Source organism: Corynebacterium sp. HMSC074A01 (genome assembly GCF_001831515.1).
Taxonomy (GTDB): Bacteria; Actinomycetota; Actinomycetes; order Mycobacteriales; family Mycobacteriaceae; genus Corynebacterium.
On record NZ_KV825630.1, the window covers coordinates 196,765 to 211,274 of the forward strand.

Sequence of the window (14,510 nt, forward strand, 5' to 3'; positions counted from 1 at the left end):
CATTTACATCTACCAGGGCTCCCGGACACACGCTCGCCCACTCTCGCACGAATGTGCTAATCCTCGTGGGTGAGGTCCTCGTAGAGCTCCTCGATGTCGGCCACCGCGCGCATCTGGTCGATGTTGGTAAAAGAGATGGACTGCATCGCGGTCTGTAGCAGGTCCATGTCGGAGTCCTCGATCATCGGCGCGATCTTCGGGTGCGGCAGCTCGGGCAGCTCGTGGCCGGTCCAGAAGAACTCGGAGCCCGGGACCGTGCTCTCGTGCGCAATCGAGGCGGCTTCCTCGCGCACGACCTGCTCTAAACCGGCGACGGTCACGTCCCGGAGGCTAAAGACCAGTGAGGGCGTGTCGTCCAGCTTCTTCGCTGCCTGATCCGCCACCGCAACGACGTGCTTGCACACCAGCGCGCTGTCCGGGCAGGTGCAGGAAGAATAGACCTCCTCCGGCTGCGCAAAGAGCAGCACGTCGAGCACCTCGTCGTTGATATCGCCCTTGAGCGCACGGTCGACCGCCCCGGCCTCGCGCGCGAGGCGCCCGAGTGCCTCGCGGACCTCAGCAGCGGAGCGGAAAGGCAGCAGGATCGACACCTCAAACGGGTAGTTCTGGCTGCCCACGACCGAGGCCGTAATCCGTGCCCGGTCAAAGTGCAGGTCATGCACGTGTCCACCGGCAGCGTACTCTCGTCCGCGGGTCGCACGCCCGAGGTCGGTCTGCCGCACCGCCGCGTTGATCATCCGCATCGCGGGCTGGTTCATCGCACGCGCGGACATCACCCGCTCGCCGGTCTCGGCCGCTGAGGACACGCGCTTGCGCTGCCCAAAGTTGGCGTAGATGACATTGCCCTCTTGGGGGCGCTTCTTTTTTGTCATTACTCTTGCCTCCCTCGGTAGCTGATCAGGCGCGACAGATCCTCGGTGTCCAGCTCAGTAATCCAACCCTCGCCTTCGCCGACGACGGTGCCGGCCAGCTGCATCTTGCCGTCGAGAATGTCCTGGATGGACTCTTCCATCGTGCCCTTGGTAATCATCTTGTACACGGTCACGTCCTTGCGCTGCCCGATGCGAAAGGCGCGGTCGGTGGCCTGGTTTTCCACCGCCGGGTTCCACCAGCGGTCCATGTGCACCACCACCGACGCCGCCGTGAGGTTCAGCCCGGTACCGCCCGCCTTTAAGCTCAAAAGCATCGCGCGCGGCCCGTCGTCGCGCTGGAAACGTTCCACCATCGCGTCGCGCGCCGACTTGCCCACCCCGCCGTGCAGAAACGGAATCTCCTCGCCGAGCTGCTCGGAAAGGTAGGGCTGCAAAAGGTCACCAAAGGCCTTGTACTGGGTAAAGATCAGGACCCGCTCGCCTTGCTCCACGGCCTGAAAAAGCAGTTCCATGAGCTTGGCTACCTTGCCGGAGCGCTGCTTGCCCTTGACGGTGACCGGCGAGCCGTCGCCAAGAAAGTGCGCGGGGTGGTTGCACACCTGCTTAATGCGCGTGATCGTGGCCAGGACGAGCCCGCGCCGCGCCATCCCCTCGCGCCGCTCGAGCTCCTGCTTCGTGCTGCCCACCAGCGCGGTATACAGCGCTGCCTGCTCGTCGGTCATGTCGACGGCGATGACGTGCTCGCGCTTTTCCGGCAGGTCATCAATGATCGCGGCATCCGTCTTCACCCGCCGCAGAATAAACGGCGCGGTCAGCCGCTGCAGCCGCTGCCCCATCTCCGCCGCCAGCTCCTCGTCGCGCTGCGACTCAATCGCCTTGGCGAAATGATTGCGGAAAAACGCCTGCGAGCCCAGCATCCCCGGGTTCACCCAATCAAGCAGGCTGCGCAGCTCAGCCAGCTTATTTTCAATCGGGGTGCCGGTCAGCGCAATGCGGTGTCTTGCGGGTATTGCCCGCACGCTTTTCGACGCCTGCGTCCCCGAATTCTTAATCGCCTGCGCCTCATCACAGACCACATGGTCCCACTCCACCAAGGCAAGCTCGCGCGCATCGCGGCCCACCACGCCGTAGGAAGTAATCACCAGGTCCGCTCCCGAGAGCTTTTCCACCAGCTCCATCCCCTTTGCGCGCCCGCTGCCGTGGTGGACCACCACGTCCAAATCGGGCACGAAGCGGGCGGCCTCGCGCGCCCAGTTGCCCACCACCGAGGTCGGCGCGACCACCAGCGTCGGTCCCTGGACACGGTCCGCCTCGTGCTCGACGGCGAGCAGGGCCAGCAGCTGGAGGGTTTTGCCCAGCCCCATGTCGTCGGCAAGCACGGCCCCAAGATTGTTTCTCGACATGAAGTCGAGCCAATCCACACCGCGACGCTGGTACTCGCGCAAGTGCGCGTGCACCGTGTCCGGGATTTCCACCCGCTCCGGGGCCGGGCGGTCCTGCCCGCCGAGAAGCGAAGTAAACCAGGTCGAGCCGGTAAATTCGATCGGCTCTTCCGTCAGCGACTCAAGCGCGAGCTGGCGCAGCTCCGCCGCAGAGACCACACCCTCACCCTCGTCTTTGAGCAGCTCCTCGTAGCGCTGCTGGGCCTGCGTTGCGGCCGCGCGCAGCGCTTCCGCATCGTCGGAGCCCGCGGCCTCTGCGAGCTCGGCAAGATTTTCCGCCCGCTCGACGGCAGCCTTGGCCTCCTCGAGCGCGCTGCGCTGCAGCTTCTTCATGTACTGGCGGGTGCGCGACAGGTCCTTCCCGTTGGCCAGCACCCACTCCCCGCGCAGTTTGATCAGGCCGGTCTTGGAGTTGATCAGCTCCTTCATCTCCGCCTCGGTCAGCTCGGTATCCCCCACCGAGATCCGCCAGTCGTACTCCACCAGCTGATCAAAGCCGATGCGGGTCACCGTGGAGGAATCATAAGGGTTCTCCGGCTTGCTCACCTTCAGCTTCGCCGAGGTCACCGCCCGCGACCACGCCTTCGGCAGCATGACGGTAAACCCTGCCTGCTGCAGTTTCGACGCTTCGGTTTCCACAAAGCGCACGATCTCCTCAGTCGACAGGTAGCAATCCCAATCGCCGCTGCGCAGGTCGCGAAAACCCCCGTGGCGGCGGTAATCCACCAGCTCGCTGACATCGATCGCGCGCTGCAACGTATCACGCAAGGTCTGCGCGGTCTGCGCGTCGTAATCCGACTGGCGCACCGGCCGCGGCGCGTCAGCGTCCGCGCGCACCTGCACCCGCACCGGCCACGTGAGCTCGCCGGTGGATTCGGCGGACTCGGCAGACTCCGCATCATCTGGCTCGTCGTCAGGTGCCTCGACCAAGAACACCAGCTGCAGGTTCGCCGCGGTAATCGAGCCGCTCCAGTCGTTGATCTTGGACACCAACGAAGCACCACCCCGGCGCAGCGGCGTGCCGAAGACCAGCGAGGCCACAAAGTCGTGCCACGGGTACGGTCGCACCCGCGCCGGGACCCCCATCGCGTGCAGCCGCTCGGTGGCGATCCAGTGGGTAAGCGTCTGCGCCAGATCCTCGCTGATATTCGGGTCATTGAGCACAATCACCCCCGGGGCCGCCGCCACCATCTGCGCCAGCCACCCGCGCTCTTTGACACCCGTGCCCAGCTTAAACTGCGCGTAGAAGTGCGCATCCCGCTTCGGCACGTGAATGGTCACGCGCCCGGCGCGCACGAACTGGGCAAGCCCCTGGTAGGCGTGGATCAGCCACTTGAGATCGGGGGCGAGGGTGGCGCGCTGGTCATCGTCGAGAAGCGAAAGCTTGTCCAAGGCCGCAACGGTGCGCGTCGGCGAGAACGTGGCCGTCGGTGCGCGCAGCGTAACCTGCTTGCCCTTCGGGGTTTGCAGCGTAATCGGCGCGCGGCCGCGAAAATGATTGCCCGCCAAAAGCTCCGTGACCAGCCGCGGAAAGGTACCGTCCGGCACATCCGCAAAGGTGAGCACCCGGTGACCGGAGACCTGCTCAACCCAGATGTTGAGCCCGGACTCCGGCAACCAAAGTCCGTGGAGCAGGTATTGAGGCATACCCACCCTTATACCACCTCGAAAATTTCGCGCATCTGATTGGTTCTTGCCCAAACGCACCCGTCCCCCTGTTACACTACGGAATCTGTAACCCAATTCACACTATAACCCCAAGGAGATGCAGATGTCTGACAGCTTCTGGCTTGTCGTCGCCATCGTGCTCTACTTCGGCGTCATGGTGGCCATCGGATTTTACTCCTGGCTGCAGACACAGAAGTATGATGACTACGTACTCGGCGACCGCGGCCTCCACCCCTTCGTCGCCGGACTCTCCGCCGGTGCCTCCGATATGTCCGGCTGGCTACTCATGGGCCTGCCCGGCGCGCTGTTCGTCTCCGGCATGAGCGAGCTATGGATCGCCATCGGCTTGCTCATCGGTTCCTGGTGCAACTGGAAGTGGGTCGCCCCGCGCCTGCGCGCCTACACCGAAGTCTCCAACGACTCGATCACGCTGCCCAGCTTCTTTGAGAACCGCACCCGCGACTCCTCGCGCGTGCTGCGCGTCGTCGCCTCGCTGATCATCATCTTCTTCTTCACCTTCTACGTCTCCTCCGGCATGGTCTCCGGCGGCCGCTACTACGAGTCCACCTTCGGCGGCGAGTACCTCGTGGGCATGCTTATCGTCGGCTCGATCACCGTGCTCTACACCTTCATCGGCGGCTTCCTGGCCGTCTCTTACACGGATGTGGTGCAGGGCGTGCTGATGTTCCTCGCCCTGATCACCGTCCCGATCATGGCGCTGATCGCCGTGGACAACCCGGGCGAGCTCTTCACGTATGCCACCGACCACTCCTACGGTCCGTGGCCGGAGGGCAACCCGACCTTCTTCAACATGGTCGCCGGTGTGTCTGCCGCCACCATCATCGGCAACATCGCCTGGGGCCTGGGCTACTTCGGCCAGCCCCACATTGTCACCCGCTTCATGGCGCTGCGCTCGCCCTCTGAGGCCACCGCCGCGCGCCGCTCCGGCATCATCTGGGTCACCTTCTGCTTCCTCGGCGCGATCTTCACCGCGCTTGTCGGCACCCTGTTCTTCTCCCAGACCACGCACTCCGTGACCGACCAGGAAGGCTTCGAAACCATCTTCCTGGACCTGGCGCGCATCCTCTTCCACCCGCTCATCGCCGGCCTGGTGCTCACCGCCGTGCTCGCAGCGATCATGTCCACCATGTCGTCTCAGCTGCTGGTCACCTCGTCCGCGCTGGTGGAAGACCTCTTCCGCATCTTCCGCAAGGAAGCCAGCCAGACCACCCTGCTGGTCGCCTCCCGCACCATGGTCGTGGTCATCGCGTTGATCGCCATGCTCATGGCGTTTAACCCCTCCGACACCATCCTCGGCCTGGTCGGCTTCGCCTGGGCCGGCTTCGGTGCCGCCTTCGGCCCCGTCATCGTCGCCGCCCTGTACTGGCGCAGGCTCACCGCGCCGGGCGCGATCGCCGGCATGATCGTCGGCGCCGTCACCGTCTTCGTGTGGGGCTCCGTCGACGCGCTCTCCGGCATGATCTACGAGATCGTCCCGGGCGTCCTCTTCGCCACCATCGCCATGGTGCTCGTCTCCCTGGCCACCAAGCCCAAGCCGGGCGTGGCCGAGGAGTTCGACACCGCAGTCGCCGTCACCAACTACGCCTTCGCCCACCCCGAGGCGAACTTCCACGAGTCGCTCGAAGCCATCGAGCGCAAAAACTAAGGGAACCGCGGCACGTGCGCATGCGTCTAACGATGCATGCGCACTTTTCTTGTTCTCTTAAGCGTTGCCACACTTCTCATCGTCCCCTTCCCCACCCCACGCAGCCACTTCGGCGTCAGCGCGGGCCCGCCGCGCGCCACGGTGCTCGGCTACAGCCGCGATGCCTTCGGCACCGGCTGGGCCCCGCTTGCCGACGGTTGCACCACCCGCCAAGCAGCCCTCACCGCCACCTTCGGCGCTTCCCATGTTGTTGCCGAAACCCCGGGCAGCTGCCCCGCCCCGCGCGACGCGCCCGTTGCCGGGCCCTATACCGGCGAGCCCATCACCCCTTCTGACGTGGAGTTAGACCACGTCCTTCCCCTTTCCGCCGCCTGGGACTTAGGTGCCCACGCGTGGGACCAGTCTCGCCGCGAAGCTTTTGCCAACGACCCGCTCAACCTCGTCGTCGTCGCGGCCGCCGCCAACCAGCAAAAATCCGACCAGCTGCCCAGCGAATGGATGCCGTCCAAACGCGCGCAGCGCTGCGCCTACGCGCACCGGCTTGCCGATGTCGCCCGCACCTACGAGCTTCCGCTTCCACGCGCCGATCTACGCGAGATGCGCCGGGCCTGCGGCGGCATTGCCGGTCTTCTTGGCGCTCGCGCCATGTGAACTGTGACGATATTGCCCGCTTGCCGTAAGGTGGTGCAGCATGGTTACCTTTTTCACTGCTCTGCACGTGGTCGCAGCGATCATCCTGCTCGGCCCCGTCGTCGTGTCCACCTCCATGTTCCCCAAGCATGCCGTCGAGGCCCGCACCGGTAGCGAGGAGGCCACCGGCCGCGCCTCCGTGCTGCACAAGGTGACGAATACCTACGGCATGCTCTCCGTCCTGGTCCCGCTGCTCGGCGGGCTGGTCATGGCCACCGACTGGGGCGCATACAAGACCAACTACTTCCTCCACACCGCGATCATCCTGTCTGTGATCGCGTGGGGCCTGCTCTTCTTCATGGTCATCCCCCAGCAGCGCGCCATCATGGGCTCGCTCGGCGCACTCTCCCCCGCCGACGGCGACGCATCCGACGCCGCGTCGAACTTCGAAAAGGCCAAGGCGAAGGCCGCCGCAGGCGCTGGCATCTTCAACCTGCTGTGGCTGCTCACCTTCATCCTGATGTTCCTGCCGGCCCCGGCCTAACGCGCCGCTTACGCTTTCAGCCCCGCATACCCGGTGCGGGGCTTTTTAGTGCATAAACTGCTGCGCGAGTTCACTTTTTGGGAGTAAAAATCACTATTGACGCTGTCACCTGCGGGTTTGGTGCAGGTGGTGTGGCCTGACCACCGCGGGCGGCTGCTGCCTGTCGAGATTCGAGATCTCGCTGAGCGAAAACCGAACGGAGACCGCCCTCGCATCGATGTGTGCTTCGCTGACTGGCCGCCTGCTGATGGTCTGCACACCTGTGACCATATTGCGGATTTGGGGTGAGCGGTCGGGTCCAAATGGAGCTAGCTCCATTTAGGCTCGCGCCGGTCGGAAAAGCCCAGGTCGCACGTCGCCGGACTTCCCAAATGGAGCTAGCTCCATTTGGACTCGGGCCGGTTGTAAAAGCCCAGGTCGCGTGTCATCGATCTTCCCAAAAGGAGCTAGCTCCATTTAGACCAACCCCGGACACAAAAGACCAGGTCGCACGTCACCGGACTTCCCAAAAGGAGCTAGCTCCATTTAGACCTACGCTGTCGGGAGTGCTTCGCTGCCAGCCGTCCGCGGCCGCGGAAGACCTTTTTAGCGCATAAACTGCTGCGCCAGCTGGGCCAGCTGCGCGAGAAGCGGCACGAGCACCACCAGGATCGGGATGACAATCGAGAGGATCTCGCCCGGGGTCATCTCCGAGCTCGAGGACTCCTTTTCCGAGGAGGAACTCTTCGAAGACTTGGAGCTTCTATCAATCAGCTCATCATAGACACCCGCAGAATCCAGGCCCGCCGCAGCGAGGAACTCGCGGGAGCCCTCCTCATTGCCAATCAGGCGGCCGTCGCGTGGGGCGGCGCCCCATCCCATCGGCTTGCCCTCGACGCGGACCCTACCGACCGTCGCGGTGCCCACTTTGCCCGGCGTGGCAGGGCCGATCGAGGCCACGCCTACAAGACCGCGCCCCGGGATCCACACCGGGCCGCCGGAATCCCCCGGTCGCCAATACGCGCCGCGGATGGCAAAGCTCTGCCCCGTTGCCCGGTAGAACGTCCCGCACGTGATGTCCTTGGTGCCCTTGTGGGAGGTCTCGCCGTGGTAGCAGACTTCCTCGCCGCGCTTCACGTCGTTCGGGTCGATGATGGTATCGCCCGAGTACGGGTTGCCGCCCAACTGCACGTCGCGGTCCCACTGGATGTAGCCCCAGTCGTTGGAAAACAGCTCGTCGTAGCGCGTCGACGGGTGGAAGGTGCCGATCTCGCGGCTGTGCGCGTTCGTGGTGCGGTCGATGATGCGCACCCGGTCGCCCTCCCGGCCGCAGTGTGCCGCCGTGTAGCCTATGCGCATCTCTTGGTCCACGTACCCCAGCGTGCAATTCCCGATGCTCGTGGAAATCGCCAGCCCTTGCTCCGGGATCGGGGCCGGTGCCGCGTGCGCCACAACCGGAGCCAAGCAAAGAGAGGAAACAACGGCGGCTGCGAGACACGCGCGGGAAGTATTCACGTTTATTCACCTTCGGTGAGAAAAAGCTGTATTACCCCTCTAAGAATAGTGCACCGCAGAGGGGGACGGGAGCCCAAAGCGCGACAAGACTCCAAACACGGTACTCACCACGCGACGCACCGATTCCCCAACCGGGCCAACCGCAGACCCACCTGCTGACACCGGCGCGACCAGGTTCTCCATGTACAGCCCCATCAGCTGCACCTCAGTCACCGCGGGCCCATCGTGCGGCACCACGCCGACGACAAAGTTGGCTCCGCCCACAACCGGCAGCTGCCGCGCTGCCCACTGGCTCGAGATCACGCCCACGAAGCCGCGGCCGGGCACCCACATCGGCCCGCCAGAGTCGCCGGGGCGGGTCAGTGGGGCGTCGACAAAGAACGTGTTGCCCACAGATCCGGCGAACTTGCCGCAGGTCGAGCCGCGGCCGCCGTGGCTGGCATTGCCGTGGTAGCACACGGTTTCGCCCAGCGCGATGTTGTTTGGGTGCACCCACCGGTTCCCGGAGTGCGGATTGCCGCCAACGGCCACGCCGCGGTCCCACTGGATCGCCGCCCAGTCGTTGCCCAGGCGTTGGTCGTAGGCCTTGGAACGGTAAAACGTGCCAACCTGCCTGCTCACAGCACCGGTGGCCGGATCAAGCACGGCAACCCTGCCACCCTCACGACCGCAGTGCGCGGCGACGAGGCTGCGGTGGCGAGCAGGATCACTGAACCCAACCGTGCACATGCCGCCGTCGGTCACGATCACCGACCCCTGGCTCACCCGCGGCGCGGCCGCCGCTTGAGGCGCAACCATGGCCACAACTGCGAAAAGCGTAGCGACGATCCCCATCGCCAGGGTCCGGGGCAGTTGTTGCATAACTTCCTTCCTTGCGGCCAGTGTGCGAAAACTCACCTCACTGTACTGCCCTTGCGCACAGCTGCACAAAAGGAAAAACGGGCCCGAAGGCCCGTTTCTTCACATGCAGCTAGTCCCAGTTACGGTTGCCGCGGCCGCGGCGATCGTCCCGACGCCCCCGGCGGTCGTCCCGGCGGCCACGATGGCCTCGGTGGTCATCGAAGTCACCACGACGCCCGCGCCCACCGCGATCGCGCGGCGGCGCACCGTGGTCGCGCTGAATGTTAATCAGCTGACCCGAGATGCGGGTGTCCGAAAGCCGGTCGAGCACCTGCTTATCCAGCTTCTTCGGCAGCTCCACCAGCGTGAAATCGCCGCCGATGGTGATGCGCCCAAAGTCCTTTGAGCTTAGGCCACCCTCGTTCGCCAGCGCACCGACGATCGCGCCCGGGCGGACATGCTGGCGCTTGCCCACATCAAGGCGATAGGTGTCGAAGTTCTCGCTGTCGTTGTGGCGGCGCTTGCCGCGGCCACGATCCTCACGGCCATCGCGCCCATCGCGGCCGCGCCCACGGCCGCGGTCGTCGCGGTCCCAGCGGTCGCGGCGATCCCGACGGTCGCGCTTGTCTTTCGGCGGCTCCTTCATGAGGAACTCGTCGCCAGCCAGCGCCTGTGTGGCCAGGGCCGCGGCGATGTCGTCCATCGGCACGTTGTTCGCGGCCGAGTACTCGCGCACCATCGACTTAAACAGCTGCAGCTCGGAGGCCTCCAGGGATTCGGTGATCGAATCCATGAACTTCACCTTGCGGCTCTCGTTGACCTCGTCGACAGTCGGCAGGTCCATCTCCTCGATTGTCGCGTTCGTCACGCGCTCGATCGAGCGCAGCATGCGACGCTCACGCGGAGTGACAAAGAGGATCGCCTCGCCGGTACGCCCCGCGCGGCCGGTACGCCCGATGCGGTGGACGTAGCTCTCCGTGTCGTTCGGGATGTCGTAGTTCAGCACGTGCGAGATGCGCTCCACATCGAGGCCGCGGGCGGCGACATCGGTGGCGACCAGGATGTCCAAGCGGCCGTCGCGAAGCTGATCGACGGTGCGCTCACGCTGCTGCTGGGCGATATCGCCGTTAATGGCGGCGGCGGAGAACCCGCGGGCGCGCAGCTTCTCGGCGATCTCCTCGGTCTCGTTCTTCGTGCGGACGAAGACGATCATCGCCTCGAACTCGGTGACCTCGAGGATGCGGGTGATCGCGTCGAGCTTGTTGCGGTGCGCGGTGAACAGGTAGCGCTGCGTGATGTTCGTATTCGTGCGCGTCTCCGACTTGACGGTCACCTCGACCGGGTCGTTGAGGTAGTCACGGGAGATCTTACGGATCGCGCGCGGCATCGTCGCCGAGAACAGCGCGACCTGCTTGTCGTCCGGGGTGTCCTCCAGGATGCGCTCCACGTCTTCCTGGAAGCCCATGTTCAGCATCTCGTCCGCCTCGTCCAGGACGAGGAAGCGCAGGTTGGAGATGTCCAGCGACCCCTTCTGCAGGTGGTCGATCACACGACCCGGGGTACCCACGATGACCTGCGCGCCGCGGCGCAGCCCGGACAGCTGAATGCCGTAGGCCTGGCCGCCGTAGATCGGCAGGATGTGCACGCCGCCAAGGTGGTCGGCGAACGACTGGAAGGAGTCGGACACCTGCAGCGCCAGCTCGCGCGTCGGCGCAAGGATCAGCGCCTGCGGGTGACGCTTCGAGGTGTCGATGCGGCTCAAGATCGGCAGCGCAAACGCCGCGGTCTTGCCCGTACCGGTCTGCGCCAGGCCCACGACGTCGCGGTCCTGCATCAAAATCGGGATGGTCTCGGCCTGGATGGCGGACGGCTGCTCAAAGCCGACCTTCTTGACCGCCTCTACGACCTTTTCTGGCAGGTCGAGGGTCTCGAAACCGTTCGCCGGCTTTTCCGGCTCAGCGGTTTCTTCGGCGCTCTCTACGTTCTCAGTGCTCTCTGCGTTCTCAGTGGCCTCGACAGTCTCCTGCGAAGCGCCGGCGTCCTCAGCGCTGCCCGCATCCCTGGTGTCTTCTGCAGCCGACTCTTCGGCTGCGACATCCTGCGGGGTGTGCTGATTTTCCGACAAGTTCATATCCGGCCCATTTTCGCTGCCGGTCGCGTTTTCGGAAGTGCTCATTGTCAACCCAGCGTACGCCACCTGCCGCGACAAAACTATTCCGCGGAAACCAAATGTGACTTGTCACCCACCCAGCAGATAGTGTGTGGCGCATGACCTCTCCTCTTGCGCTCACGCTGGTGGGCCTCAGCATCATCCTTGTCACGGTCGGCGTGCTACTCAAGGGCAAAATGCACCCGATCATCGCCATGACGCTCTTCCCCATCGCCGGTGCGCTGATTACCGGCTTCGGCATCGGCGAGATCGCCGACTTCTACGGCGAAGGCCTCGAGCGAGTGATGGGCGTGGTGGTGATGTTCATCTTCGCCATCATCTACTTCGGCATCCTTTCCGATGTCGGCCTCTTCGACCCCGTCATCACCGCACTCATCCGCGCCACCCGCGGCAACGTCATGCTGGTCACGCTCGGCACCGCAGCAATCGCGATCGTCGCGCACCTCGACGGCTCCGGCTCCACGACATTCCTCCTCACCATCCCAGCGCTGTTGCCGCTGTACGAGGCGATGCGCATGTCGCGCTACGTGCTGCTGACCCTCGTCGCACTCTCGGCATCAGTCATGAACATGATCCCGTGGGGCGGCCCCGTCGGCCGCGCCGCCAGCGTCATCGACGCCACCCCAAACGAGATCTGGCGCCACCTCCTGCCCGCCCAGGGTTTCGCCATCGTGATGGTCTTTCTCGTCGCCGCAGGCTTCGGCTTTGCGGAGCGCCGCAGGCTGGCCAAGCTCGATGCGCATTCGCTTGACGACGCCCACACGCCCGTCGATGTCCACACCATCGCCGACGACTTCCGCACCTCCCAGGCCGCCGACCGGGCAAAGTACAACCTCACCCCGCGCACCGGCACCTGGGTCACCGTGGTCAACACGGCGATTACCCTTGCGCTGATCGGCGTCCTCGTCTCCGGCGTGAGCTCGCCGGCACCCGCGTTCCTCGTCGGCACCGCGCTGCTACTCGCGGTGAACTTCCCCACCCTCGACGACCAAAACGACGTCCTGCGCAGGCACGCACCCACCGCGCTGTCCATGGCCGGCGTCATCCTGGCTGCCGCCATGTTCCTGGGTGTGCTCGACGGTACCGGCATGCTCGAGCAGATCGCGCTGTCGCTGATCGCGATCCTGCCCGCCTCCGTGGGTGCCTACCTGCACGTGATCGTCGGCCTGCTGGGTGTGCCGCTGGACCTGGCCACCTCCACCGACGCCTACTACTTCTCCGTACTGCCGATCGTGCAGGAGACTTCCGCCGCCTTCGGCACCTCCAGCATGGGCGCGGCCACCGCCATGATCGTGGGCAACGTCATCGGCACCTTCGTCAGCCCCTTCTCCCCGGCGCTGTGGCTGGGGCTTGGCCTGGCTGGCGCGAACATGGGCAAGTACATCCGCGTCGCCTTCCCCATCTGCTGGGGCTTCTCCATCGTGCTGGTCCTCGGCGCATTCGCCACCGGCATGCTGGCTTAGACCGCTAGCTCGGCGCGCAACCCGCCGCCCTCGCGCGGTGCGAGGTGGAGGGTGCCGCCGTGGGCGCGCGCGATGGCGTCGGCAAGCGAAAGCCCTAGCCCGTGCGAGCCGGACACGCGCCCCGCGCCGCGCACAAACGGCTCCTTCAGCCGCTCCACCTCTTCTAAGTCAAGTTCAGGGCCCTGATTTTCGACGCCCACACGCCCCTCCCCGACAACCACCTCAGCCGTCCCGGGCGCGCCGTGCTCGACCGCGTTGCCCACGAGGTTGGCCACCGCTTGGCGCAGCAGCACCTCGTCGCCACTCACGATCGCAGGCGAATCGGGGGCGCGCAGCGGGACGTCGTACTGCGCGCAGACCTCCTCGCACAGCGCCACCAGGTCCACTGGCTGGCCGGTAACGCTGCCGGGCTGCGCTGCCTCAGCGCGGGCGAACGCGAGCAGGCGCTCGACGGTCTGCCCGGCGCGCGCGTTGACCTCGCGGATGCGCCGCAGCGCGTCGACCAGCTGCTCGTCGGAAGACGAATCAGCCTGCATGAGCGCGACGTCCGCGACCGCCTGGATCGTAGCGATCGGCGTCTTCAGCTCGTGGGAGGCGTTGGCGGCGAAGCGGCGCTGCGCGTCCAGCGAGGCGGCCAGCGAGTCGAGCATCGTGTCGAAGGCGTGCGCGAGGTCGCCGACGTCGTCGGCCGGGCCCTCGTAGTGCATGCGCTTGGCCACGTCCCCGTCGGAGACTTCGCGGGCCACCGCAGCGATGCGGCGCACGGGTGAGAGCGCGTAGCCGGCGACGAACCAGCCGACCAAACCTGCGAGCGCGGTCAGGCAGGCCAGCGCGATGAGCATCGTGGCGAGCACGATGGTGATGATGGAGGTGGGGATCGGCATGGCGGCGTCGATAAGCACGCCCTCGGGGCCGGGCAACGAGACGTGCAGCGGCACCGGAGTCAGCGCGAGGTAAGCACACACGAGTGCCGTGAGCACTGCGCCGGCGCCGAAGACAGTGGCGACGAGCACGAGGGTCAGGCGCAGTCGCAGCGTCATGGGCGGGCCTCCTCGGCGGCGTAGTAGCCCGCGCCGGGCTGGGTGTGGATGATCCACGGATCGCCCAGCTTGCGGCGCAGGTGCGAGATGGTCACGCGCGGTGAGTTAGTAAACGGGTCGGCGAAGGCGTCCCACGCCTCCTCCAGCAGCGCTTCGGCGGACAGCACCGCGCCGTCGGCGGCGAGCAGCACCTCAAGGACCGCGAACTCCTTGGGGCTCAGCGGGATTGGCTCGCCCGCGCGGGTCACGGTGCGGCGCGCGGTGTCCATGCGCACGTCGGCACAGCGCAGCACCTCGGACTTGGGCGGGGTGTGGCGTCGCAGAAGCGCGTCGACGCGCGCGAGCAGCTCCGGGACCTCGAAAGGCTTCGTGAGGTAGTCGTCCGCCCCGGCCGCGAACCCGTCGAGCCGATCGTCGAGGGTGCTGGCCGCGGTGAGCATGAGCACGCGGATGTGCGGGTGCTCGGCGCGGATGCGGGCGCAGACCTCGTCGCCGTGGACGCGCGGCAGGTCGCGGTCGAGCACCACCACATCCGCGTCTTCAAGCAGCTCGAGCGCTGCCGCGCCGTCGTAGGCCACGCGGGTAGAACACCCGTGCGCGGCGCAAGCGGCGGCGATGGCGTCGGCGAGGTAGACCTCGTCTTCTACAACTACAACGTTGGACATGCTGGTCATTCTAAAC

Annotated in this window: 11 protein-coding genes; 4 read left to right on the plus strand and 7 right to left on the minus strand. The window is 65.7% G+C overall.

The features are described 5' to 3' along the window. Nucleotides 1-56 precede the first annotated feature (56 nt). Nucleotides 57-872: an SWIM zinc finger family protein gene (locus HMPREF2550_RS10665; RefSeq protein WP_070791009.1), complete on the minus strand. Its 816-nt coding sequence runs from the start codon at nt 870-872 to the stop codon at nt 57-59. After that, the gene (locus HMPREF2550_RS10670) at nt 872-3,961 is read right to left on the minus strand and encodes a DEAD/DEAH box helicase (RefSeq protein WP_070791011.1); all 3,090 of its coding nucleotides are present in this window, start codon (nt 3,959-3,961) and stop codon (nt 872-874) included. Before HMPREF2550_RS10670 ends, HMPREF2550_RS10665 begins: the two co-directional genes overlap by 1 nt. 124 nt (nt 3,962-4,085) lie before the next feature. Between HMPREF2550_RS10670 and putP the strand changes: the two genes are divergently transcribed. From putP to HMPREF2550_RS10685, 3 genes are read left to right on the plus strand one after another with little or no spacing between them, the layout of a single operon-like run. Then, nucleotides 4,086-5,648, plus strand: coding sequence for a sodium/proline symporter PutP (gene putP, locus HMPREF2550_RS10675; RefSeq protein ID WP_070791012.1), 1,563 nt, complete (start codon nt 4,086-4,088; stop codon nt 5,646-5,648). Nucleotides 5,649-5,684: 36 nt separating this feature from the next. Beyond that, nucleotides 5,685-6,299, plus strand: coding sequence for an HNH endonuclease family protein (locus tag HMPREF2550_RS10680; protein ID WP_070763011.1), 615 nt, complete (start codon nt 5,685-5,687; stop codon nt 6,297-6,299). A gap of 40 nt (nt 6,300-6,339) precedes the next feature. Continuing rightward, entirely contained in the window at nt 6,340-6,822 is a 483-nt protein-coding gene (locus HMPREF2550_RS10685) for a DUF2269 domain-containing protein (protein WP_070763012.1), read from the plus strand. A 585-nt stretch (nt 6,823-7,407) separates the two neighbouring features. On the opposite strand, the gene HMPREF2550_RS10690 is transcribed toward HMPREF2550_RS10685, so the two are convergent. The 3 genes from HMPREF2550_RS10690 to HMPREF2550_RS10700 all read right to left on the minus strand — a co-directional run bounded on the left by HMPREF2550_RS10690 (nt 7,408) and on the right by HMPREF2550_RS10700 (nt 11,332). Next, nucleotides 7,408-8,316: a trypsin-like serine protease gene (locus HMPREF2550_RS10690; protein WP_141760593.1), complete on the minus strand. Its 909-nt coding sequence runs from the start codon at nt 8,314-8,316 to the stop codon at nt 7,408-7,410. 39 nt (nt 8,317-8,355) lie between these two features. Next, the gene (locus HMPREF2550_RS10695; RefSeq protein WP_141760594.1) at nt 8,356-9,177 is read right to left on the minus strand and encodes a chymotrypsin family serine protease; all 822 of its coding nucleotides are present in this window, start codon (nt 9,175-9,177) and stop codon (nt 8,356-8,358) included. A gap of 109 nt (nt 9,178-9,286) precedes the next feature. After that, the gene (locus tag HMPREF2550_RS10700; RefSeq protein WP_070791018.1) at nt 9,287-11,332 is read right to left on the minus strand and encodes a DEAD/DEAH box helicase; all 2,046 of its coding nucleotides are present in this window, start codon (nt 11,330-11,332) and stop codon (nt 9,287-9,289) included. Between the two features lie 92 nt (nt 11,333-11,424). On the opposite strand from HMPREF2550_RS10700, the gene HMPREF2550_RS10705 reads away from it, so the two are divergent. After that, a complete protein-coding gene (locus HMPREF2550_RS10705) occupies nt 11,425-12,789 on the plus strand; it encodes a CitMHS family transporter (RefSeq protein WP_070791020.1) in 1,365 nt (454 codons plus the stop codon). On the opposite strand, the gene HMPREF2550_RS10710 is transcribed toward HMPREF2550_RS10705, so the two are convergent. Beyond that, complete coding sequence (locus HMPREF2550_RS10710; protein WP_070791021.1) at nt 12,786-13,829, minus strand: sensor histidine kinase; 1,044 nt, start codon at nt 13,827-13,829, stop codon at nt 12,786-12,788. The two genes, HMPREF2550_RS10705 and HMPREF2550_RS10710, sit on opposite strands and share 4 nt — an antisense overlap. Further along, nucleotides 13,826-14,494 carry a response regulator transcription factor gene (locus tag HMPREF2550_RS10715; protein ID WP_070791149.1) on the minus strand — a complete coding sequence of 223 codons (669 nt, stop codon included), beginning with the start codon at nt 14,492-14,494 and terminating at the stop codon, nt 13,826-13,828. The genes HMPREF2550_RS10710 and HMPREF2550_RS10715 overlap by 4 nt, the downstream gene beginning before the upstream one ends. Nucleotides 14,495-14,510: the final 16 nt, after the last annotated feature.